Source organism: Stenotrophomonas sp. ZAC14D1_NAIMI4_1, from assembly GCF_003086775.1.
Classification (GTDB): domain Bacteria; phylum Pseudomonadota; class Gammaproteobacteria; order Xanthomonadales; family Xanthomonadaceae; genus Stenotrophomonas.
The window spans coordinates 4,082,684-4,103,935 of the sequence record NZ_CP026001.1 but is presented as its reverse complement, the minus strand read 5'-3'; the positions used below and the strand labels follow the sequence as shown (position 1 = coordinate 4,103,935).

General features: G+C 67.5%; 19 protein-coding genes and 1 tRNA gene. 13 read left to right on the top strand and 7 right to left on the bottom strand.

Annotated elements, in window-relative coordinates:
- The first annotated feature begins 4 nt into the window (after positions 1–4).
- From rsmB to C1927_RS18710, 3 genes are all read left to right on the top strand, one after another.
- Entirely contained in the window at positions 5–1,336 is a 1,332-nt protein-coding gene (gene rsmB / locus C1927_RS18720) for a 16S rRNA (cytosine(967)-C(5))-methyltransferase RsmB (RefSeq protein WP_108747886.1), read from the top strand.
- A gap of 22 nt (positions 1,337–1,358) precedes the next feature.
- The gene (locus C1927_RS18715) at positions 1,359–3,074 is read left to right on the top strand and encodes a glycosyltransferase family 39 protein (RefSeq protein WP_108747454.1); all 1,716 of its coding nucleotides are present in this window, start codon (positions 1,359–1,361) and stop codon (positions 3,072–3,074) included.
- Positions 3,075–3,169: 95 nt separating this feature from the next.
- The gene (locus tag C1927_RS18710; RefSeq protein ID WP_108747453.1) at positions 3,170–4,474 is read left to right on the top strand and encodes an O-antigen ligase; all 1,305 of its coding nucleotides are present in this window, start codon (positions 3,170–3,172) and stop codon (positions 4,472–4,474) included.
- A gap of 51 nt (positions 4,475–4,525) precedes the next feature.
- Here C1927_RS18710 and C1927_RS18705 read toward each other — a convergent pair whose 3' ends face one another.
- Positions 4,526–5,332: a glycosyltransferase family 2 protein gene (locus C1927_RS18705; RefSeq protein WP_079223633.1), complete on the bottom strand. Its 807-nt coding sequence runs from the start codon at positions 5,330–5,332 to the stop codon at positions 4,526–4,528.
- On the opposite strand from C1927_RS18705, the gene C1927_RS18700 reads away from it, so the two are divergent.
- A complete protein-coding gene (locus C1927_RS18700; protein ID WP_079223631.1) occupies positions 5,331–6,389 on the top strand; it encodes a CDP-glycerol glycerophosphotransferase family protein in 1,059 nt (352 codons plus the stop codon). The two genes, C1927_RS18705 and C1927_RS18700, sit on opposite strands and share 2 nt — an antisense overlap.
- An 86-nt stretch (positions 6,390–6,475) precedes the next feature.
- On the opposite strand, the gene C1927_RS18695 is transcribed toward C1927_RS18700, so the two are convergent.
- The 4 genes from C1927_RS18695 to C1927_RS18680 form a co-directional block, all read right to left on the bottom strand.
- The gene (locus tag C1927_RS18695) at positions 6,476–8,008 is read right to left on the bottom strand and encodes a PH domain-containing protein (protein ID WP_079225388.1); all 1,533 of its coding nucleotides are present in this window, start codon (positions 8,006–8,008) and stop codon (positions 6,476–6,478) included.
- Between the two features lie 14 nt (positions 8,009–8,022).
- A complete protein-coding gene (locus tag C1927_RS18690) occupies positions 8,023–8,502 on the bottom strand; it encodes a PH domain-containing protein (RefSeq protein ID WP_108747885.1) in 480 nt (159 codons plus the stop codon).
- A gap of 110 nt (positions 8,503–8,612) precedes the next feature.
- Entirely contained in the window at positions 8,613–9,746 is a 1,134-nt protein-coding gene (gene ribA, locus C1927_RS18685) for a GTP cyclohydrolase II RibA (RefSeq protein ID WP_079223629.1), read from the bottom strand.
- A gap of 75 nt (positions 9,747–9,821) precedes the next feature.
- On the bottom strand, positions 9,822–10,742 hold the full coding sequence (locus C1927_RS18680; protein WP_079223627.1) for a lauroyl acyltransferase: 921 nt from the start codon (positions 10,740–10,742) through the stop codon (positions 9,822–9,824).
- A 61-nt stretch (positions 10,743–10,803) separates the two neighbouring features.
- On the opposite strand from C1927_RS18680, the gene dtd reads away from it, so the two are divergent.
- The 8 genes from dtd (at position 10,804) to C1927_RS18640 (ending at position 18,951) form a co-directional block, all read left to right on the top strand.
- Positions 10,804–11,244: a D-aminoacyl-tRNA deacylase gene (gene dtd / locus C1927_RS18675; RefSeq protein WP_079223626.1), complete on the top strand. Its 441-nt coding sequence runs from the start codon at positions 10,804–10,806 to the stop codon at positions 11,242–11,244.
- Between the two features lie 90 nt (positions 11,245–11,334).
- The gene (gene rpoD, locus C1927_RS18670; protein WP_108747452.1) at positions 11,335–13,188 is read left to right on the top strand and encodes an RNA polymerase sigma factor RpoD; all 1,854 of its coding nucleotides are present in this window, start codon (positions 11,335–11,337) and stop codon (positions 13,186–13,188) included.
- A 246-nt stretch (positions 13,189–13,434) separates the two neighbouring features.
- On the top strand, positions 13,435–14,835 hold the full coding sequence (yjjJ, locus tag C1927_RS18665; protein WP_108747451.1) for a type II toxin-antitoxin system HipA family toxin YjjJ: 1,401 nt from the start codon (positions 13,435–13,437) through the stop codon (positions 14,833–14,835).
- Between the two features lie 182 nt (positions 14,836–15,017).
- The gene (locus tag C1927_RS18660; protein ID WP_108747450.1) at positions 15,018–15,329 is read left to right on the top strand and encodes a hypothetical protein; all 312 of its coding nucleotides are present in this window, start codon (positions 15,018–15,020) and stop codon (positions 15,327–15,329) included.
- Between the two features lie 44 nt (positions 15,330–15,373).
- Positions 15,374–15,449: transfer RNA gene (locus tag C1927_RS18655), tRNA-Ile, on the top strand.
- 364 nt (positions 15,450–15,813) lie between these two features.
- The gene (locus tag C1927_RS18650; RefSeq protein WP_254051502.1) at positions 15,814–17,370 is read left to right on the top strand and encodes an ATP-binding protein; all 1,557 of its coding nucleotides are present in this window, start codon (positions 15,814–15,816) and stop codon (positions 17,368–17,370) included.
- 73 nt (positions 17,371–17,443) lie between these two features.
- Positions 17,444–17,863 (top strand): H-NS histone family protein, encoded by a 420-nt coding sequence (locus C1927_RS18645; protein ID WP_108747448.1) that lies wholly within the window; start codon positions 17,444–17,446, stop codon positions 17,861–17,863.
- A gap of 101 nt (positions 17,864–17,964) precedes the next feature.
- The gene (locus C1927_RS18640) at positions 17,965–18,951 is read left to right on the top strand and encodes a glycoside hydrolase family 43 protein (protein WP_108747447.1); all 987 of its coding nucleotides are present in this window, start codon (positions 17,965–17,967) and stop codon (positions 18,949–18,951) included.
- A gap of 56 nt (positions 18,952–19,007) precedes the next feature.
- On the opposite strand, the gene C1927_RS18635 is transcribed toward C1927_RS18640, so the two are convergent.
- Together C1927_RS18635 and C1927_RS18630 are read right to left on the bottom strand one after the other, a co-directional pair.
- Positions 19,008–19,763 (bottom strand): SDR family NAD(P)-dependent oxidoreductase, encoded by a 756-nt coding sequence (locus C1927_RS18635; protein WP_079223610.1) that lies wholly within the window; start codon positions 19,761–19,763, stop codon positions 19,008–19,010.
- A gap of 234 nt (positions 19,764–19,997) precedes the next feature.
- On the bottom strand, positions 19,998–20,639 hold the full coding sequence (locus C1927_RS18630; protein ID WP_079223598.1) for a glutathione S-transferase family protein: 642 nt from the start codon (positions 20,637–20,639) through the stop codon (positions 19,998–20,000).
- A 150-nt stretch (positions 20,640–20,789) separates the two neighbouring features.
- Between C1927_RS18630 and C1927_RS21490 the strand changes: the two genes are divergently transcribed.
- Positions 20,790–21,116, top strand: coding sequence for a hypothetical protein (locus tag C1927_RS21490; protein WP_152027125.1), 327 nt, complete (start codon positions 20,790–20,792; stop codon positions 21,114–21,116).
- The last annotated feature ends 136 nt before the right edge of the window (positions 21,117–21,252 follow it).

The following is a 21,252-nucleotide window of genomic DNA, read 5'->3' as shown; positions in this document are numbered from 1 at the left end:
GCCGGTGTCGAAGCAGAACGATTTCTCCATTGCCAAGGCCGCGCCGGGCGCTGCGACCCGCATGCTGGCCGCCCGCGTGCTGGCCCAGGTGTTCACCCGTGGCCGTTCGCTGAAGGCCGAACTGGCCTGGGCCCTGCCCAAGCTGGCCGATACCCGTGACCGCGCGCTGCTGGAAGCCCTGTGCTTCGCCGTACTGCGCCGTCGCAGCACCTATGACGCCGCGCTGCAGGCGTGGATGCAGAAGCCGCTGTCGGCGCGCGATGCCGACCTGCGCACCCTGCTGATGGTCGGTTTCGCCCAGCTGGACGTGCTGGAACTGCCGGCCCATGCGGCGCTGTCGGCCACCGTCGACGCCGCGCGCGCGCTGGGCCGCGAGCGCCAGGCCGGCCTGGTCAACGCCATCCTGCGCCGTGCGCAGCGCGAGGGCTTCCCCGAACAACCCGCGCGCGACGCGTTCCCGGCCTGGCTGGCCGAGGTGGTCGAGCGCGACTGGCCGCAGCAGGCCGAGGCGATCTTCAGCGCCAGCCTGCAGCCGGCCCCGCTGTGGCTGCGCGCCAACCGCCAGCTCGGTGGACGCGACAAGGCGCTGGCCGCACTGGCCGAGGCCGGCATCGCCGCCGAGGCCAGCCCGCTGAGCGCCGATGCGCTGCGCCTGGCCGTGGCCAGCCCGGTCAACCAGCTGCCGGGGTTTGCCGAAGGCGCGTTGTCGGTGCAGGACCTGTCGGCGCAGTGCGCGGCCGATGCGCTGGCGCCGCCGGCCGGTTCGCGGGTGCTGGACGCCTGTGCCGCCCCGGGTGGCAAGTCCGCGCACCTGCTGGAACGCGACCCGAGCCTGCGCCTGCTGGCGCTGGACATCGATGCGCGGCGCCTGGCCCGGGCCAAGGACACCTATGCGCGCACCGGCGTGGGCGAGCACGTGCAGACCCAGGTGGCCGACGCCAGCGATACCGCGGCCTGGTGGGATGGCACCCCGTTCGACGCCATCCTGCTGGATGCCCCGTGTTCGGCCACCGGCGTCATCCGCCGCCAGCCCGACGTGATGTTCCACCGCCGTGCCGAGGACGTCGAGGCGCTGGTGGGGGTGCAGGCGCGCCTGCTGGAAGCCTGCTGGGCGATGCTCCGCCCCGGCGGCGTGCTGCTGTATGCCACCTGTTCCATCCTGCGCGCGGAGAACGTGGACCAGGTGCGCGCCTTCCTGAAGTGGCATCCGGACGCCCAGGCGGCGCCGCTGGATGACGCTTTCGGCCTGGACTGCGAGGGCATCGCCCGCCAACGCCTGCCCGGTGAAGACGATGCTGACGGATTCTTCTACGCGCGTCTGCTAAAAACAGCCTGACCTCTCCGCTGTCCAAGTCCTCATGCTGAAAACCCGCGCGTCACGCGAGACGTGGTTGTTCGTAGTGATGGCCCTGCTGGTGCTTGGCGCGGGGCTCGGATTGCGCGACCCCTGGCCGTCGGACGAGCCGCGTTTCGCGCTGGTCGCCAAGCAGATGGTGGACAGCGGCCAGTGGCTGTTCCCGCACCGGGGGCTGGAGCTGTATTCGGACAAGCCGCCCATGCTGATGTGGTGGCAGGCCACCCTCTACAGCGTGATCGGCAACTGGCGGGTGGCCTTCCTGCTGCCCTCGCTGATCGCCGCGCTGGGCACCCTGTGGTGCGTGGTCGACCTGGGCCGGCGGCTGTGGACGCGCCGGGTCGGCCTGTACGCCGGCTGGGCGCTGCTGTTCGCGCTGCAGTTCACCTTCCAGGCCAAGAAGGCGCAGATCGATCCGCTGCTGGTGCTGTTCATCACCCTGGCCAACTACGGGCTGCTGCGCCACCTGCTGCTGGGGCCGGCCTGGCGCTGGTGGTGGGCGGGCTGGTTCTTCGCCGGCATCGGGGTCATCACCAAGGGCGTGGGCATGCTCGCGCTGCTGATGATCCTGCCGGCGGCGATCGCCTCGGCACGGCACTGGCCGCGGGTGCGCCTGCATGCGCGCGACCTGCGCTTCTGGCTGGCGCCGCTGGCCTTCGTGCTGGCCGCCGCGTTGTGGCTGGTGCCGATGGTGATGACCGCGTTGGCGACCAAGTCGGGCGAGTACCAGGCCTACCTGGACGACATCCTGTTCCGGCAGACGGCCAAGCGCTACACGCAGTCGTGGGATCACCACCAGCCATGGTGGTACTTCCTGGGCACGATGCCGTCGATGTGGATACCGGCGTTCCTGGCCCTGCCGTGGGCGATCCCGGCGTGGCGACGGCGCCTGCAGCGGCGCGATGCACGCTACCTGCTGCCGCTGGGCTGGTGGCTGCTGATCGTGCTGTTCTTTTCCATCCCGCACGGCAAGCGCGACGTCTACATCCTGCCCACGCTGCCGATGTTCTGCCTGGCCCTGGCGCCCCTGATCCCAGGGCTGCTGCGCCGGCGTGACGTCCAGCGGCTGCTGGGCGGCTTCACCCTGCTGCTGGCGCTGGGCACCTTGGCTGCCGGCGCGTCGGCCCTGCTCGGCACGCCCGGTTTCGAGGCAAGGCTGGTGCTGGAGCGTGGCCTGGCCCCGGGGGCGATGGAGGCAATGGCGTGGGCGGCGCTGGCCATGGGCGGTGCCGGCATTGCCAGCCTGCTGCTGTTCGGCCCGGCCCGGCGGCACCTGGCGCTGGTCTCGATGCTGGCCGTGGTGTGGGTGCTGTACAGCCTGGTCGGCTACCCGGTGCTGAATGATTCCAGCTCCGCCCGCGGCCTGATGCGCTCGGTCGGGGCGCGCATCGGTGCCGATGCGGAGCTGGGCCTGGTGGCCTGGAAGGAACAGAATCTGCTGATGGTGGACCGCCCGGCAGCAACCTTTGGTTTCACCGTGCCCTGGCATGAGCAGCTGCAGGCGGGGGTGCAGTGGCAACAACTGTCGCCGCAGCGGCGCTGGCTGCTGGTCCAGGAGGATACGCTGCTGGGCTGCGTGGACCGCGACGGGGCAGTGCTGGCCGGTGTCGCCAACCGTCGCCGTTGGTGGTTGGTACCGGCCGGAGCGGTGCATGGCCCCTGCGTGCCGACCGAAGCCGAACTGAAACGTGAACGGCGGTTGCAGAGAAACGAGCAATAACGTGGCGGCTGGATTGTCCAGACTGCCCAAGCGTGCACAAAGGCAGTAAAACATCAGGCGGGCGGTCTGCGACATGGGCCGCCGTTTTCTTCCGCATGACCGCAGCGATCAATCCCGACGTGCCAGCTTCACCGGACAACCTGAGCCCCACCCGCGCCGATCCGTTGCCCGCGCCTGCCGGCGGTCGCCTTGGCGCTGCGCACTGGATCGCGCAGATCGGCCTGTTCTGCATGCCGGCGCTGGTACTGACCGTACCGGTGAACCTGTTGCCGTATGCGTTGACCCTGCTGGTCAGCACGCTGCTGGCGCCGGAGCTGCTGTGGCGTGCGCGGGGTATGGGCGGCACGCCCGTGCGCGCGCTGACCGCGCTGATGCTGGCGGCGGTGGCGCTGGGCCTGCTGTCGGTGCTGCTGTTCGAGCAGGGCCTGCGCGACGTCGACAACCGTTCGCGGTTCCTGGTCATCCCGTGGATCGCGCTGTGGGTGTGTGCGCTGCGCCCGGACCTGCGCTGGCTCTGGCGCGGCGCGCTGGCCGGCCTGCTGGGCAGCTTCGTGCTGTCGCTGGTGCAGGTGCTGCAGGGCGCGCCGCGTGCCGAGCTCACCACCAATGCCATCGTGCTGGCCGACATCGTGGTCATGCTGATGGTGCTGCTGGTGTTCTGCCGCCCGTCGCGACGCTGGTCGCTGGTGATTGTCGGCATGGCGGCCGGCTGCGGCACGATCGTGCTGACCGGCAGCCGCGGCGTCTTCGCTGCGTTGCTGGCGCTGCTGGTGGTGCTGGCCCTGAGCCTGCGCTGGCGGACCGGCGTGGCCCGCCTGTCGGTGCTGGCGGGCATGCTGGCCATCGGCGCCACCCTGCTGCTGTCGGTGCCCGAACTGCGCCACCAGGTGCGCCTGACCGAACTGCACAGCGATGTGCAGAAGCTGGAGCAGGGCGACGTCGATTCCTCTGCCGGTGCGCGCGTCGAGCGCCTGCAGGTGGCCTGGCAGACCTTCCTCGACCATCCGCTGACCGGTGTTGGCAGCGGCCACTTCGACAGCGCCATGCAGCGCGTGCCGGCCTGCCGCGAAGACCCCGACGAAGTGCGCTGCCACCTGGGCCATGCACACAACGACGTGGCCGAATGGGCGGCGACCCAGGGCCTGCCTGGCCTGCTGATGCTGATCGCGGTGTATGGCGTGCCGCTGTGGGTGTTCGTCCATCTGCACCGGCGCAGCGGGCGGGTCACTTTCCGCGGGCCGGCGGCGGCGGGCGTGATGATCGTCATTGCCTACGCGTTGTGCGGGCTGACCCAGTCGATGTTCGCCCACCAGATGACGGCCAGTTTCTACGTGACCATCGTCGGCCTGCTGACCGGCCTGTCGCTGCTGGAAGGCGCACGGCATCGGGCGAAGGCCTGACGGGGGTTCTGCGGTGGTGGGTGCCGACCGTTGGTCGGCACGGATGCCGGATCATTCGTTGCGCGGGTCGGCCACGGCCTGGCCGTTGCCCAGCATCCACAGCATGATGGTCTTCTGCCGCACGTAGTTGGCGCGCACGTAGGCGTAGACCAGGCCGTGCCAGCCATCGCGGAAGCCACCGCGGAACACGAAGCCGCGCCAGAACCGCCAGGCCGGCGCCAGCACCAGCTTGCCCAGCGTGGCCCGCTTGCCGCGCGCAAACTCGTGCTCGGCCATCATCCGCGCGTACTTCTCGGTCTTGGCCAGCTGCTGCTGCAGCGAGCGGTAGGGGTAGTGGATGAGATCACCGCGCAGGGTGCCGACGCTGCCATCGACGCTGGCTGCTTCGTGGATCTCGCGCTTGCCGCGCCAGCCGCCCTGGCGGCGGTCGAACAGGCGCATCACCCGGTCCGGGTAGGCGTTGCCGTGGCGCAGGAACTTCCCGAAATACTCCGAGAGGCGGGCGAAGCGGTAGCCGGCGTGGCCGCTGAAGCCGCCGTCGCGGGCCTGCTCGATGGCCGTGCGCAGTTCCGGGCTGACGCGCTCATCGGCGTCCAGGCACAGCACCCAGTCGTGGCGGGCCTGCTCGACGCAGAACGCCTTCTGGCTGCGGAAACCGTCGAACGGGCGTTGCAGCACGCGGGCGCCGGCGGCCTCGGCAATCGCTACGGTGGCATCGGTGGACTGCGAGTCCACCACCACGATCTCATCGCAGAAGGCCAGCGAGGCCAGGCAGTCGCCGATGCGCCCGGCCTCGTTGAACGCGATAATGCACGCCGAGATGCGAGGCCGTTCGATGGGAGCGGTCGTGGAGGACATGATGGCCGGGTACCTGTTGTTTGCGACGGAGCGCTATGCGCTGCCTATTCTCGCCCCGTTGGCGCAGGCCTTGCACGCGTCCGGGCAGGAGGTGGCCGCCTGGTTCGAGGGCGGCGCGGCTGGCAGCAGCCTGCCCGGGGTGCCCAGCATCGGCCTGAAGCAGGCCCTGGCGATGCGCCCGCGCGCGGTGTTCAGCGCCGCCAACTGGGTGCCGACCTTCCTCGCCGGGGCCAAGGTGCAGCTGTTCCATGGCTTCAACGTGGAGAAACGGGACAGTGCGCGTGGTCACTTCCGGGTGCGCGGCATGTTCGACCTGTACTGCACGCAGGGGCCGGCCACCACCGCGCCGTTCCGGCAGATCGCCGATCAGCAGGGGCACTTCGCGGTGGCCGAAACCGGCTGGCCGAAGCTGGATCCGCTGTTCCGCGACGATGGTGGCGAGAGTGCCGCGCTGCGTGCGCCGGCCGGTGGGCGGCCGGTCATCCTGTTCGGCTCGACGTTCACCGAGCGGCTGAGTGCGGCCCCGCATCTGCTGGCGCCGATCGCCGCCGATATCGCCGCCGGCGAGCGCTACTGGCTGCTGACCCTGCACCCCAAGTGCCCGCCGGAACTGTTCGAGCGCTACCGCGCGCTGGCCGGTGCCAATGCGCGCTTCATCGAGCCGGAACAGGTGATGGCCGCGCAGCGTGCGGCCGACGTGCTGGTGTCGGACACCTCCTCGATCGTCTCGGAGTTCATCGTCCAGCACAAGCCGGTGGTGACCTTCCGCAACCGCGTGCCCAAGCCGCACATGATCGACTTCGATGATGCGGCGCAGCTGCCGGCGATGCTGCAGCGCGCGCTGCACCCGGAGGCGGCGCTGCAGGCCGAGATCGTGCGTTATGCCGATGCCATCCACCCGTTCCGCGATGGCCGCTCCAGCGAGCGGGTGATCGCCGCGACCGAGGATTTCCTGTCCGGCGAAATGGGCGCGCTGCGGCGCAAGCCGTTTGGCAGCTGGGTACGCGACCTGCAGATCCGCAAGGACCTGGGGTACTGGGGTCCGTCGCAGCGGTGATGGGGTAGTGCCGGCCGCTGGCCGGCAATCCGATTGCGGTAGATCCACGCCATGCGTGGATGCGCGGCCGGGATCCGGTCCCGCCGTCACCAGCGCAGCTTGCGCCGCGCGAGTGCTGCGGCCAGCTGCTCCATCACCTGTTGTGCCTGCGCCTGTGGCAGGTAGTTCAGCGCCAGCGCCACATCGCCATGGGCACCGGCCGTGTCCAGCTGCAGGCTGGCGGTGCCCAGCAGCTTGTCCAGCGGCGAGCGCTGCAGGCGCAGGCCCTGCACCTTGTCCAGCTCGGCCCAGCGCCACCAGCGCTGCCACCAGCCGCCGCGCACGGCCACGAACTGGCCATCCAGATGCCAGCCCATGCGCGCCATCTGCCGATGCGCCACCAGCAGCGCCACCGGCAGCCAGGCCAGCACCAGCAGCCCCCAGGGGCCCCAGCGCCAGTACGCAGCGGCCGCCAGCAACGGCACCAGCACCAGGCTGCCCAGGCTCAGCCGCCACCAGCCGCGCTGCGGCAGGGCATGCCACTGTGCCGGTGGCCACTGCAGTTGCGGCAGCAGGTGCTGCACCAGCCCTTCGCAGGTGGTGGCCGCGGCCAGCGGCGCCAGCTCGCGCAGGGCGCGGTCGTCATCGCGTGCGGGGCCGCCGGCGGCGCTGTCGATGCGCAGTTGGCGCAGGCCGAACCAGCGCTGCAGCGTGCCTTCGCGCAGGGTCCATGCCTGGATGCGGCGCCGCGCCACGCTGCTGCGGGTGCGGCTGAGCAGGCCGGTAGACACCGTCAGCCGGCGCTCGCGCTCGCTCAGGGTGAAGCCGTGGTAGCGCAGCACGGTCAGCACCACCGACAGCACGCGCAGCCCCAGCCAGCCCAGCAGCAGGGCGGCGGCCACCAGCAGCAGCGTGCCGGTCAGGCCCGCGTGCAGATGGCTGACGTAACCGAAGGCCTGGCGGCCACCGCGCTGGAGGGCGTCGTCCATCATCGGCCGCGGCACGGTCTGGAACAGCACGCCGACGGCGGCCGCGGCCAAGGCCCAGCCACGGTTGGAAAGCAGTCCCATGCGCAGCACGTCCCACGCCGACAGGCGCAGCAGCACGCGCTCCTCCTCGTCGCGGGCGCTGTCCTGTGCTGCATCGCCGGGCACGGCCTGCGGCGCCTGCCCGCGCTGGCGCACCAGCCGTTCCAGCGCCAGCGCCTGGTCCAGCTTCAGTACGCGCATCTCCGCTTCCGGGCGCACGCCACCGGCCGATTCCAGACGCAGCTCCGCCACCCCGAACAGGCGGTGCAGCGGGTTCTGCCGCACCTCCACGTTGTGGATGCGGGCAAAGGGAATCTCGCGGCGGTTGCGCGACAGCAGGCCGCTGCGCACGGTGATCGCATCACTGCCGATGCGGTAGCGGTAGCTGAGGTACTGCAGCACCGAGACCAGTACCAGCACGGCAATGGCTGACAGCGGAACCAGCTGTGCCCACATCGGGTCGCGGTCGCCGCGCTGGCCGAACACCAGCAGCGCCACCAGCGGCAGCAGGTAGTGGCGCAGCTGCATCAGCAGCACGAACAGCCACGACCAGGGGTGCAGGCGATGCTCCTGGCCATCGCCGGGCAGCGCAGGCGGCAGGGACGGCGGCATGGACGGCGGCAGGCTCACAGCGCGTCGGCGTCCTGGTCGAGCTGGTGCGCGAGGGTGTCGCGCAGGCGCTCGGCATCGGCCTCGTCCAGGCCGCTGACGGTCACCGCGCTCAGGCGCGTACCGGCCGTGTGCACGATCAGCGTGGCCAGCCCGGCGCGGCGTTCCAGTGGCCCACGGCGCAGGTCCAGGTGCTGCACGCGGGAAATGGGAATGCGGGTTTCCAGCTGCCACATCAGGTCGCGGCGCAGGCCCAGGCCCTGGGCATCCAGCCGCCAGCGTGTGCGGGTCATTCGCCGGTGGCCGAGCCAGGCGCCGAACGCAAGGCCGGCCAGCAGGCCGACCGATGCACCCCACAGGCCACCGGGCAGATCGAAGAACCACCAGGCGGCGGCCAGTGGCGCGCCGGGCACGAACAGGCCGCCAAAGGCGCCCCCCAGCGCAGCCAGGCGGGCGGCGCGCAGCGGCAGCGGTTGCCAGTGGTCCAGGTGGTCCATGTGCGGCGATGCAGGCGAAGGCAGTTCGGTCACGCGGGCGTCCGTCGGGCAGCGGGGCAGGGCGGTGGTGGTCGTGGCCACCCCGCGCAGACGGTAGCAGGTCGGCCGCGTTACTGGGCGGCCTGGATCAGCGCGTCGACATCGAGCATGTGGCCGGCACGGTCTGCCTTGGTGCGCAGGTAGTACTCGTTCTCGGCGGTGATCTCGCCGGTGACCGGAATGCAGTCCAGCACTTCGATGCCGGCATTGCGCAGGCGCTGTGCCTTGGTCGGGTTGTTGCTGAGCAGGGCCACGCGCGAAATGCCCAGGCCGCGCAGCATCGCCACCGCACTGCCGTAGCGGCGCTCGTCGGCACCGAAGCCGAGCTGTGCATCGGCGTCGATGGTGTCCAGGCCGTCGTGCTGGTAGCCATAGGCGCGCATCTTCGCGGCAATACCGGTGCCGCGGCCTTCCTGGTCCAGGTACAGCAGCACGCCGCCGCCCAGTTCCTTCAGCTTGCGCAGGCCGCGCCGCAGCTGGTCGCCGCAGTCGCACTTGAGCGAACCGAACAGGTCACCGGTCAGGCACGAGGAATGCACGCGTACCGGCACCACCGCCGACAGGTCGGGCTCACCGACGATGATCGCGACCTGGTCGCGCTGGGCCACGCCGCCGCGGAACACCGCGAAGGTGGTCATGCCGACGTCGCGCAGCGGCACCGGCGAGCGCGCCACCAGTTCGTAATCATGGGCGGCATGGGCCGCGCCTTCGGCCAGGTCGCACAGGGCCACCTCGGCCGCACCGTCGAAGGTGTGGTCGCCGGTGTCCAGGCGCACAGCCACCATCGCCGGCAGCAGCAGACCAAGGCGGGCCAGTTCCACCGCGCCGGCATCGAAGTCGTCGCCCGCGCTCCAGCCTTCCGGCATCGGCCCCGGTTCGCGCAGGTAGCCCAGCGAGGGCAGGGCATCGAAGGCTACGCCGGCCAGCGGCAGGCGCGCACCCTCGGCGGCCTCCACGCCAAGCACGCGGGCCCGGGTGGCGGTCAGGAACAGGTAATGGCGCTCGCGCGCAGCGCTGGCGAAGGCGGCGAAGCTGCTGGCCGTGGCGCTGTCCAGCGCGATCACCGCCAGGCGTTGGCCCTGGCCATCGTGCAGCAGCACCGGGCGACCGGCACGCAGCTCGGCCACCGCGCGTTCGCAGCGGATCGCGGCGGGATCGCCGAACAGGGAAGAAGCAGGCATGGCAGGACCGGGGGAGGCGGACATCGCAGTCTCTATGGGGGCGCCAGCGCGGTATTCAACGTACTGCGGCAGCCGGTCGCAGGCCAGCCGCCGCCGTCCTCAATGGGGATGTTCTTCGGTGGCGTACGGGTCATCTTCGCCGCTGCCCGGCGGGCGCAGCGTGTAGCGCTTGTAGGTCCACTGGTACTGGGTGGGATCGCGGCGGGCGATGCGCTCGATGCCGGCGTTGAGCGCGGTGGCCGCCACCTGCGGGTCCGGGTCGGCCACGGCCGGGTCGGTCGGTTCGATGTGCAGGGCGAATTCCATGTCCGGCCCGATGCGCTCGCACCAGCCGTACAGCACGGTGGCGCCGGTGCGCTCGGCCAGGCGGTTGACCAGGGTCATGGTCAGCGCCTGCACGCCGAAGAACGGCACGAACACGCCGTCGCCGGCCTTGGGCTGCTGGTCGGGCAGGATGCCGGTGGCACCGCCGTCCTTGAGCACCTTGAACAGCTGGCGCACCGCCGGGCCTTCGGCGCGCACCTGCTGCACGTTCTGGCCGCCACGCACCAGCTGCAGGAAGGCGTCGCTGGCCTCGTCCTCCGGTGGCTTGTAGACGATGGCGATCTGCCCGCGCGAGGCCAGCCACTGGTTCAACAGCTCCCAGTTGCCGTAGTGCGGGGCGGCCACGATCACGCCCTTGCCGCTGGCCAGGGCCGCGTCGTACAGGGCCGCGCCGTGCTGCTCCTTCAGGTGCAGGCGAAGGTTGTCGGCCGGCGTCCGGCTCCACAGGCGCAGGGTTTCGATGGCCTGCAGGGCGGTCGAGCGCAGCAGCTCGCGGTGCAGGCGGTCGCGCGCGTCGCCGGTGATCTCCGGGTAGGCCAGCTCCAGGTTGCGCCGGGTCACCCGGCTCTCGCGGGCGTTCAGGCGGATCCACGCCCAGGCCACGGCGTGCGCGAACCCCCGCAGCAGCGGCCAGGGCAGGCGGGCGAACAGGGTGGTGGCGCGATGGACCAGCCGGGCTTTGCGTTGCGGATTCATTGGCCCCAGTTTAGCCAAGGGCGCTGCTATCGTGGCCGCCCCCGTTATCTGGAGCCCTTCGATGCTCGTCCTGATCCAGCGTGTCACCCAGGCTGCCGTGCATGTGGAGGGCGAGGCGGTCGGGCAGATCGGCCCCGGCCTGCTGGCCCTGGTGGGCATGGAACCGGGCGATACCGAGGCGCAGCTGCAGCGGATGGCCGATCGCCTGCTTGGCTACCGTGTATTTGCAGATGAGGCGGGAAAAATGAACCGTTCGCTGCGCGATACCGGGGGCGGGCTGCTGCTGGTCAGCCAGTTCACCCTGGCTGCCGATACCCGGTCGGGCATGCGGCCCAGCTTCACCAGCGCCGCCCCGCCGGACGAGGCTGAACGCGGGTTCAATCGATTTGTCGGGATCTGCCGTGAAAAACACGCCCCGGGGGTGGAAACAGGCCGGTTTGGTGCCCATATGGTCGTCAGCCTGGTCAACGACGGTCCCGTGACCTTCCTTCTCAGGCCCTAGGCCGCCGGGACCACCGCCCGGCAGGCGGGGCCCCGGGCTGGTATAATGCTACGTTCCCTATTTCTCCCTAGCCGGTGGCGCGAGCACTACATGGCCAACGAACGTCCTGCCCAATCCGAAATCAAGCAACTGATCAGCAAGGGCCTGGAACAGGGCTACCTGACCTACGCCGAAGTCAATGACCATCTGCCGGACGACATGGTCGACCCGGAACAGATCGAAGACATCATCGGCATGATCAACGGCATGGGCATTGATGTCCATGAAGTTGCGCCGGATGTGGAAACCCTGCTTCTCAACGACGGCAACACGGGCAACCGTGAGGTCGACGACACCGCGGCCGAAGAAGCCGCCGCAGCGCTGAGCGCGCTGGACACCGAAGGTGGCCGCACCACCGATCCGGTGCGCATGTACATGCGCGAAATGGGCACCGTCGAGCTGCTGACCCGCGAAGGCGAAATCGCCATCGCCAAGCGCATCGAGGAAGGCCTTTCGCAGGTGCAGGCTGCCCTGGGCCAGTTCCCGGTCTCGGTCGAATCGCTGCTGTCCGACTACGACGCCCACAAGGAAGGCAAGAAGCGCCTGGCCGAAGTGATCGTCGGCTTCAACGACCTCTCCGACGAAGTGCCGGCTCCGGCCGCTGCTGCGTCCGATGACAGCGACGACAGCGATGACGACGCCGACGAGGACGAGGACGATGATGTCGACGGCGGTGATGAAGAAGCCGCACCGACCGGTCCGGACCCGGAGGAAGTCGCCGCGCGCATGCAGGCGCTGACCGACGCGTTCAATGCCTTCAAGAAGGCCGCCGCCAAGGGCGACAAGAAGAACCTGCTGAAGCTCCGCGAGGAGATGTCGGCGGTGTTCGTCACCCTGAAGCTGCCGCTGCCGCTGACCGACGTGCTGACCAAGCAGCTGCGCGACACCATGGCCGACATCAAGTCGCATGAGCGCCGCGTGCTGAACCTGGCCACCGTCACCGCCCGCATGCCGCGCAAGGACTTCATCCGTTCCTGGGAAGGCAACCAGACCAACCTGGAATGGGTGGAAGACGCACTGAAGCGCAAGCAGAAGTGGTCCTCGGCGCTGCGTGAGGTGAAGGACCAGATCGTGTCCGAGCAGCAGGCCACCATCGACATCGAAAAGCTGACCCTGCTGGACCTGGACGAGCTGAAGGAAATCAGCCGCGCCATGGCCTACGGCGAAGCCAAGGCCCGCAAGGCCAAGAAGGAAATGGTCGAGGCCAACCTGCGCCTGGTCATCTCCATCGCCAAGAAGTACACCAACCGCGGCCTGCAGTTCCTCGACCTGATCCAGGAAGGCAACATCGGCCTGATGAAGGCCGTGGACAAGTTCGAATACCGCCGCGGTTACAAGTTCTCGACCTACGCCACCTGGTGGATCCGCCAGGCGATTACCCGCTCGATTGCCGACCAGGCACGCACCATCCGTATTCCGGTGCACATGATCGAGACGATCAACAAGTTGAACCGCATTTCCCGCCAGATGCTCCAGCAGTACGGCCGCGAGGCCACGCCGGAGGAGCTGGCCAAGGAAATGGACATGCCGGAAGACAAGATCCGCAAGGTGATGAAGATCGCCAAGGAGCCGATCTCGATGGAAACCCCGATCGGCGACGACGAGGATTCCCATCTGGGCGACTTCATCGAGGACACCAACGTGGAGTCCCCGATCGAGAACACCACCAACATCAACTTGTCTGAAACCGTGCGCGACGTGCTGGCCGGCCTCACCCCGAGGGAAGCCAAGGTGCTGCGCATGCGCTTCGGCATCGACATGAACACCGACCACACGCTGGAAGAGGTCGGCAAGCAGTTCGACGTGACCCGCGAGCGCATCCGCCAGATCGAAGCGAAGGCCCTGCGCAAGCTGCGTCACCCGAGCCGCTCGGAGCAGCTGCGCAGCTTCCTGGATATCGACTGATACCCAGCGACGGCTGATGTGTTGAGAAAAACCCCGCTTCGGCGGGGTTTTTCTTTGGTAGCGCCGGGCCGCGCCCGGCGGATTGTTTGGAACATTCGTAATTTTTACGTAACAGTATTTCTGATGCGTGCTGCGGCTGGTGTCTAAAAAATACATGTAAAACAGTAGTTTTACAGTTTCCTTTCGCTTGCAGGCCGCGTTCTTTTGCGCTAAATACGTAACATTATTCGTCCCCAAGGCCCGCCCATGGCCCGCCGCGCGCTCCTGCAACCCCAGGATCTGATCGCCCAGCTTCCCCCCGGCCAGCCACAGCCGGCGGCCGCGCTGGCCGAGCGCCTGGGCGTAAACCGCATGACCCTCAGCCGCCTGGTCGCGGCCAGTGGCGATCAGGTCGTGCGCCTGGGCCAGACGCGCGCCACCGCCTATGCCCTGCGCCAGCCCTCGCGCGTGGGCAGCGAATGGCCGCTGTACCGCCTGTGCGAAGACGCCACGCTGGAAGAACTGGGTCGGGTGATCGCACTCAGTGGCGACACCTTCCACGTGGATGCCAGCCGTGCGCGGCCCAACCTGCTGCGCGCGCCGGACGGCGACATCGCCGCTTTCTTCCCGGGCCTGCCGTGGTACCTCGACGACCTGCGCCCGCAGGGCTTCCTCGGCCGCAGCTTCGCGCATGGCCGTGCACGCGGCCTCGGCTTGCCCCCGGACCTGGCCCGCTGGCAGCGCGACGACGTGCTGGTGGCGCTGGTGCATGGCGGCGGAACCGAGACCGGCGATCTGCTGCTGGGCGGCGAGGCCGTTCAGGCGGCCCTGGCTGCGCTGGATGCACCGCCTGACCGCGTGGCTGCACGCGACCGCCCGCAGCAGTACCCGCAACGCGCGCGTGCCGCGCTCGCCGGCGAAGACGTGGGTTCCTCGCCAGGCGGCGAGCAGCCCAAGTTCACCGCCACAGTGGAAGGCGACGGCGGTCGCCGCGCAGTGATGGTGAAGTTCGCCCAGCCCGATGGCGGCGAGGCAGCGCAGCGCTGGTCCGATCTGTTGGTGTGCGAACACCTGGCACTGGAGACCCTTCGCGCTGCTGGCGTGGATGCCGCCAGCAGTGAGTTGCTGCAGACGCCCACGCATACCCTCCTGGAAGTGACGCGCTTCGACCGCAGCGCCGATGTGCTGGGGCGCCGGGGTTTTGTTTCGCTGTTGTCGCTGTCGTCCGCGTTTACCGGCGAAGCGACTGCGGATTGGCCGCGCGCGGGTGCGCAGCTGCAGGCGCTGGGCTGGTTGTCTGCCGAAACCGTGCAGGCGATGGCGCGGCTGCATGCGTTTGGCCGCTTGATCGGTAACAGCGACATGCACCAGGGCAACATCGGTTTCCGCCTCGTTGATCGCGGCCCGTTGCCGCTGGCGCCGGCCTACGACATGTTGCCGATGTCGTTGGCACCGTCGCGGCTGGGTGTACTGCGGCAGGATGTGCTGTTGGATGCCGTTGCGCCGCGTGAGAGCGGGGAACTTGAGCATCTGCGCTGGGCCGCGCCGCTGGCCGGTGAGTTCTGGGAGCGCGTTGCGGGGGATTCGCGGGTCCGCTCGGACGGATTGCGTGCGCTGGCACGGGGGAATGCCGAGCGGGTTAGGGCGATGGGGGTGCGGTTCGGGTGATTTCGCGCTGTGTCGCATCTGCCGTTTGAATTCTTCCTGGCGCGGCCGCAGTCTGGCCGGGCAGATGCTCAACACATCCCGTAGGCGGGCCGGACATCACCGGCATCGATGCAGACGCGCGGCAGGTCACGCATACCGCGTGCGGCCTGCTGCACAGACCCTTATGCATCTGGAGCTACGCCATGAACGATGTGGAGCACGACACACTTGATTCCCTGCAGATCGACTTCCCGCCGCTGCTGGACTGGGAGGACGTACAGCAGGACGAGCGCGAGGACCGGCTGGGGTTCGCCCGGCGCACGACGTTTGCATTGCTGACGCTTTCTGGCTCGGGACTGGTTGAAGGCTTTGATGGTGGCAATCAGCCAGGGCTTGAGTCGGCCCGGAGGACGGTGGCCCTGTTCCAGGCCCACCTGCGGCAGATGCAGCACTTCGCGGAGATTGCCGAGGTGCGGCTGGAGCAGGTGGCCAAGGCGCTGGCCGTTGATGCCTGAGTAGCCGGGCGGGGGCGCGCTCCACTACACTGTGGCGCTGCGCAGGGCCTATAGCTCAACGGTTAGAGCAGAGGACTCATAATCCTTTGGTTCCAGGTTCGAATCCTGGTGGGCCCACCATCGAATCAGGCAATTGGGACAATCACTAGCCCGCTTCGTCAGCCCAGCGCCGTGCAGTGAACGCTGGTTGTCCGTCTGTGGGCTTGCGCCAGCCGCCAGCCGGCAGCCTCTGCTGGTACCAACAGCAACGATCTCCCCAGCGCACCCGGTCGGTCCCTCCCCGTCGATACGGCATCGTGCAGTGTGTCGAAGGCCTACACAGCGGTTCACCCATACTCCCGCGTCGCCTTCGGTTTCAGGAACACCCATGCTTCCCACCGTCTCAAACCCCGAGTCATTGGCTTTCAGGTTGTTCAAGGACTGCGATTGGGTTCAGGGCAGAGGCATGCGTGGGGCAAGTTGCGAGTTCTGTTCTGCACTCAGCATGATCTTCGATTCGCCCGAACCGCTCTGGATTGCCTGGGGGCCTGGTGAAAAGCGCTTTTTTTTCAACGATGCGTACCTTCCGCTGCTGCGGGGCAAGCTCCAGGGCGCCATGGGCAACCGTCTGGATGTCGTGTGGAGCGATGTATGGGGTGACGTCAAGGATCTGATCGAGGAAACCTTCAGTGGCAAGGCGCAGAGTCTGACCAACATGACGCTTCGCATGGACCGTGACGGCTTCCTCGAAGACACGGTGTGGACATTTTCCTATTCGCCGCTTCGAATCCGATCAGGCGAGGTGAAAGGAATGCTCTGTGTGGTAAGTGAACAGACTGAGCTTGTCGCCGAGCGGAACAGCCACAGCCGCCACATCGAGAGCATCACTGAAGAAGCGCGCGCAGCGCATCTGGAGCTGGTATCGGCACGGGAACAGCTGCGGCAGAGCCAGAAACTTGAGGCCATGGGCCAGCTGACCGGGGGAGTCGCACACGATTTCAACAACCTGCTGCAGGTCATCAGTGGCTCGGCCGATATGTTGCGGCACGTCGGCTCGCTGACGCCCCAGCAGTCCCGCTATGTCAATGGCATCGCCACTGCTTCAGACCGGGCGACCAAGCTGACAGCGCAACTGCTCGCGTTCGCCCGCCGGCAGAGTCTGACGCCGGAAGTATTCGACCTGGTCGAAAGTATCCGCTCGATATCGGATATCGTTTCGACGCTGGTCGGACCGAGGGTACAGATCGAGCTTGAAATGCCCCACCCATCCATACCCGTCATTATTGACCGCAACCAGCTGGATACTGCGGTGATCAACATCGCGGTCAATGCCCGCGACGCGATTGCTGGTAGCGGGAAGCTGACCATCCGGGCCGAAGTCTGCGATGCCATTCCGGTCATCCGGTCCGGTGCGGTGGTAGCCGGGAACTATGTGGCGCTGAGTTTCAAGGACACCGGCTCAGGTATCGCCGCCAGTGCTATCGAGCGGATATTCGAACCCTTCTACACCACCAAAGAGGTGGGCGCAGGTACCGGCCTGGGGCTGAGCCAGGTGTTCGGATTCGTGAAACAGTCGGAGGGCGATATCGACGTGAAGAGCGTGCCCGGCGAGGGAACGACGTTCACGCTGTATCTGCCGCGAAGCCAGTTTCAAGGCAAGCCAGAAAAAGACCGGGACACGTTCCAGGACCTGTCTGGCAAGGGTATCTGTGTACTGCTGGTCGAGGACAATCCGGATGTGGCTGACTTCGCCTACAGTGCACTGAAGGGCTTGGATTATGGCGTCGTCCACGCATACAACGTGGACGAAGCGCTGCAGGAACTGGACAAGGACCATCAACGGTTCAGCGTGGTTTTCTCCGACGTTGTAATGCCGGGTCGCAGTGGTGTGGAACTGGCCCACATCGTCAAGGAGCGTTATCCGCAGCTCCCGGTAATCCTTACCAGTGGTTACAGCGAGCTTCTCGCCCAGGACCCCAACCACGGCTTCGTGCTGCTCAGAAAGCCTTACTCCTTGTCGCAGCTGGCGCAGGCGCTGTCCGAGGTCTGCAGGAATGAGTAAGGTGAGTAGTACCACTGCATTTAGTGGTACCTAAAACTTGACACCCAGCCCGCCGCAGTAGACCTTTCTCCGCATGACTATCAATATCGAATCGCTCAGCCTTCGGGAGCTGGGCGCACTGGTGGCTGCGGCCGAACAGCGCAAAGCCCTCATCACCACCCGCCGCCCGGCCGCCGCCGTGCGCCGCCTGCTGAAAGCCGCTGCGGCCGAAGCCGGTTACACCATCGAAGAACTCTTCGGTGATGAAGCCGCAGAAAGCGCCGCGCCCGCGCGCAAACCCGCCCGCCGTAAAACCGGCAAGGTCGCCGCCAAATACCGCGATCCGGAATACAAGCGCCTGACCTGGACCGGTCGTGGCCGCATGCCGCGTTGGCTGGCACACAAGGTGTCCATGGGCCACAAGGTCACCGATTTCCTGATTCCGGGCCTGGCCAAGCCGACCGCGGGCAAGACCAGCAGCATCGGCAAGCGCACCGTCATCAAGAAAGCCTGAGGCCTGCGTCCCACTCCCACGCATGGGGTGGGGCTGCCCGCGCATTCCGCATCTGAATCGATCTAATATGCTCCCATCTATCCAGCACGGGAGCGCACGGCATGGCGTTGGGCAAGTGGATGATGGCCGCCTGCATGGCAGCGGCACTGGCAACGGGCGCGCAGGCTGCGCCGCCAGCCACCTCGGGTAATCCGATCCTGAAGGGGTGGTATGCCGACCCGGAAGCGGCGGTATTCGCCAACCGCTACTGGATATTCCCGACCACCTCGGCGGACTACGATGCGCAGATCACCTTCGATGCATTCTCGTCGCCGGATCTGGTGCATTGGACCAAGCATGCCGACGTTCTGAACGCCAGGAACGTGCCCTGGGCCAAGCGCGCGATGTGGGCGCCGTCCGTGGTGGAAAACAACGGCAAGTACTACTTCTTCTTCGCCGCCAACGACATCAAGACCGACAGCGAACTGGGTGGCATCGGCGTGGCCGTGGCCGACCGCCCGGAAGGTCCGTACAAGGACCTGCTGGGCAAGCCGCTGGTGGGTGCCTTCCACAATGGCGCGCAGCCCATCGACCAGTTCGTGTTCAAGGATGACGACGGCGCCTGGTACATGATTTACGGCGGTTGGAAGCACGCCAACATCGTGCGCCTGAAGGATGATTTCACCGGTGTGCTGCCGCTGGCCGATGGTACGTTGTTCAAGGAAATCACCCCGGCGCCGGAATACGTGGAAGGTCCGCTGATGTTCCAGCGCGGTGGGCACTATTACTTCATGTGGTCCGAAGGCGGCTGGGGCGGCCCGGATTACAAGGTGGCCTATGCCATTGCCGATGCACCCACTGGCCCGTTCAAGCGCGTCGGCACGGTGCTGCAGCAGGATGAAGCCATCGCCACCAGTGCCGGCCACAACTCGGTCATCCAGGTGCCGGGCACCGACCGCTGGTACATCGTCTACCACCGCCGCCCGCACGGTGACACGGCCCGCGACCATCGCGAGACCGCCATCGAGCGCATGCACTTCGATGCGCAGGGCCACATCCTGCCGGTGAAGATCACCCATGAGGGCGTGTCGGCCGATCCGCTGCGCTGAGGGCCGCCACCGGATCCTTCCGGCGGCGGCTGTCAGGCGTGGTTGTGCGACCGCGCCTACGCGGGGTTCATCAGCGCGAAGATCGCATCGTAGGTGCCATCGCGTTCGGCCCAGCGTCGTGCCTGGTCAGCGTCCAGCAGTACTTCACCGCGTGGATGATCGCCGCGTTGCAGTTTCAGCAGCACCTGCTGCACGTAGTCCTGCACGGGCATGGCGCGAGGGTCGCTGGCCTGCGCGGCGCCGGTCAGTCCGGTCTGCAGGTAGGGCGGCGAGAGTTCCAGCACGTCCACCGGCAGGTGCCGCAGTTGATGGCGCAGCGATACCAGCCACGAATGCAGGAAGGCTTTGCTTGCGCAGTACGTGGGGAAGCTGGCCAGGGGCAGGAAGGCCAGCGACGAGCTGGTGGCCATCAAGGTCGCGCTGCGCTGCCGGGTCAGCAGCGGCAGGAAGGTCGCGACCGTGCGCAGCACGCCCAGGATGTTGGTGTCGACGATGGCCTCGGCATCGAGGTCGTCCCAGTGGCCGCTGGCCAGGTCTTCCGCGCGCGAGATGCCTGCATTGGCCATGAGCACGTTCAGCGAGGGAAAGCGCGCGTGTACGACCTCGGCCACCTGCGCCAGCGACGCGGGGTCGCCGAGTTCCAGTGGCAGGCCGGTCATGCCGGGGCGCTGCGCGCAGATGGCGTCCAGCAGTGCGGGGTCGCGGCCGGTGATGATGACCTGGTTGCCGCGGTCATGCAGGGCTTCGGCGAATGCGCGGCCAATGCCACGGCTGCCGCCGGTGATGAGGATGGTGTTGCCGGAGAGCTTCATGGGAGTGCCTTTCCAGAGGGGCTGGGGAAAGGCCACGGCAGGATGCATCCCTTCCAGCAGGAAGGGGAGGGCAGGACGGTACCGTGGCGCCTTTGATCCGGGTTCCCTCTGCTGAGGCCCTCCCGGGTGTGGGCGCGTTGGATGACGATAACGCCTGCGGCAGCGCCTGATGCAGGGCTGCGGCGCAGACTTTAGGCCTGTGCGGGTTGGGCGTCAATGTGGCGGCTGCTGGCGCTACTGGTGCTGGAACACCGCCAGCTGCGCGGCGAACGCACGCTGGTACGCCGGTCGCGCCGTCGCGCGTGCCACGTACGCAGCCAACGACGGGAATTCCTCAACGATGCCGCTGCTCTTCAAGCGCAGCAGCACCGACACCATCAGCAGGTCGCCGGCACTGAACGCGCCGTCCAGCCAGGGGCCATCACCGAGCCGTGCTGACAGCTCATCCAGCCGCCGCCGCACGCGCTCATCCAGCATCACCAGCCGTTGCGCGTACCAGGGCTGCTCGCGCTCCAGCACCCAGGCCATCGAGCGCTCGACGATCGGCGGTTCCACCGTGTTCAAGGCGGCGAACATCCACACGATCGCGCGCATGCGGCCCGCTGCATCCGCGGGAAGCAGGCCCGGATGCTGCTCGGCCAGGTGCAGGATGATCGCGCCCGATTCAAACAGCCGCAGATCGCCGTCCTCATAGGTGGGAATCTGCCCGAACGGATGGCGCGCACGGTGCGCGGGTTCCTTCATCTCGGCGAAGGTCAGCAGCTGCACGTCGTAGGCGATGCCCAGTTCCTCCAGCGCCCAGCGCACGCGCATGTCGCGGGCCAAGCCCTGGCCTCGGTCGGGGGAGGTGGCGAAGGCGGTGAGGATCGGGTGCATGGCGGTGCTCCTGCAGGCGACGGGCCTGCCTTTCCTGTTCCGACGAACGACGGGGGCGGGAATCGACACCTGGCCGCACCTACCTGCGCATTTACCGAAAGGGGGCCGCTGTCGGATACTCGAGAGACGCTCCACCGGGGTCATGGAACCATGAGACACCGTCGTCCCGCCCTCGTGCCACTTCCTCGTCCTCGCGGGGATGATGCTCCGTATCTTGCGTTTGCATGGTTCCGGGAGGAAGAGTACGCCAGCTTCAAGGCGCTCCTGCCTGAGCGGGACTGGCACGATACGTTTGCCGAGTGGGAGAAAGATATTGAGCGCCACGTGTGGCTCGCCAGAGTGAGTGGCGTCGGCACTGTCCGGGTGACAGTGGCGGTGGCCGACTTTGTGGAATGGTGCCTGGCAAACGATTTGCCCGTCGAGTCGTCTTCGCTGTCGAAATTCGCGTCATCGCATGGCGAATCGCCGAATCCATGAGGATGGACGAGAACGTTCTCTGAGCGTGAATCCCATGCAAGAGAACGTGAACAGTCAGTTGCCGTTCGAGACAGTGATTCCTGCATAAAACAGTGCTCACCCGCGCCGCACATGCACTTCTCCACTCTGGTCCTGC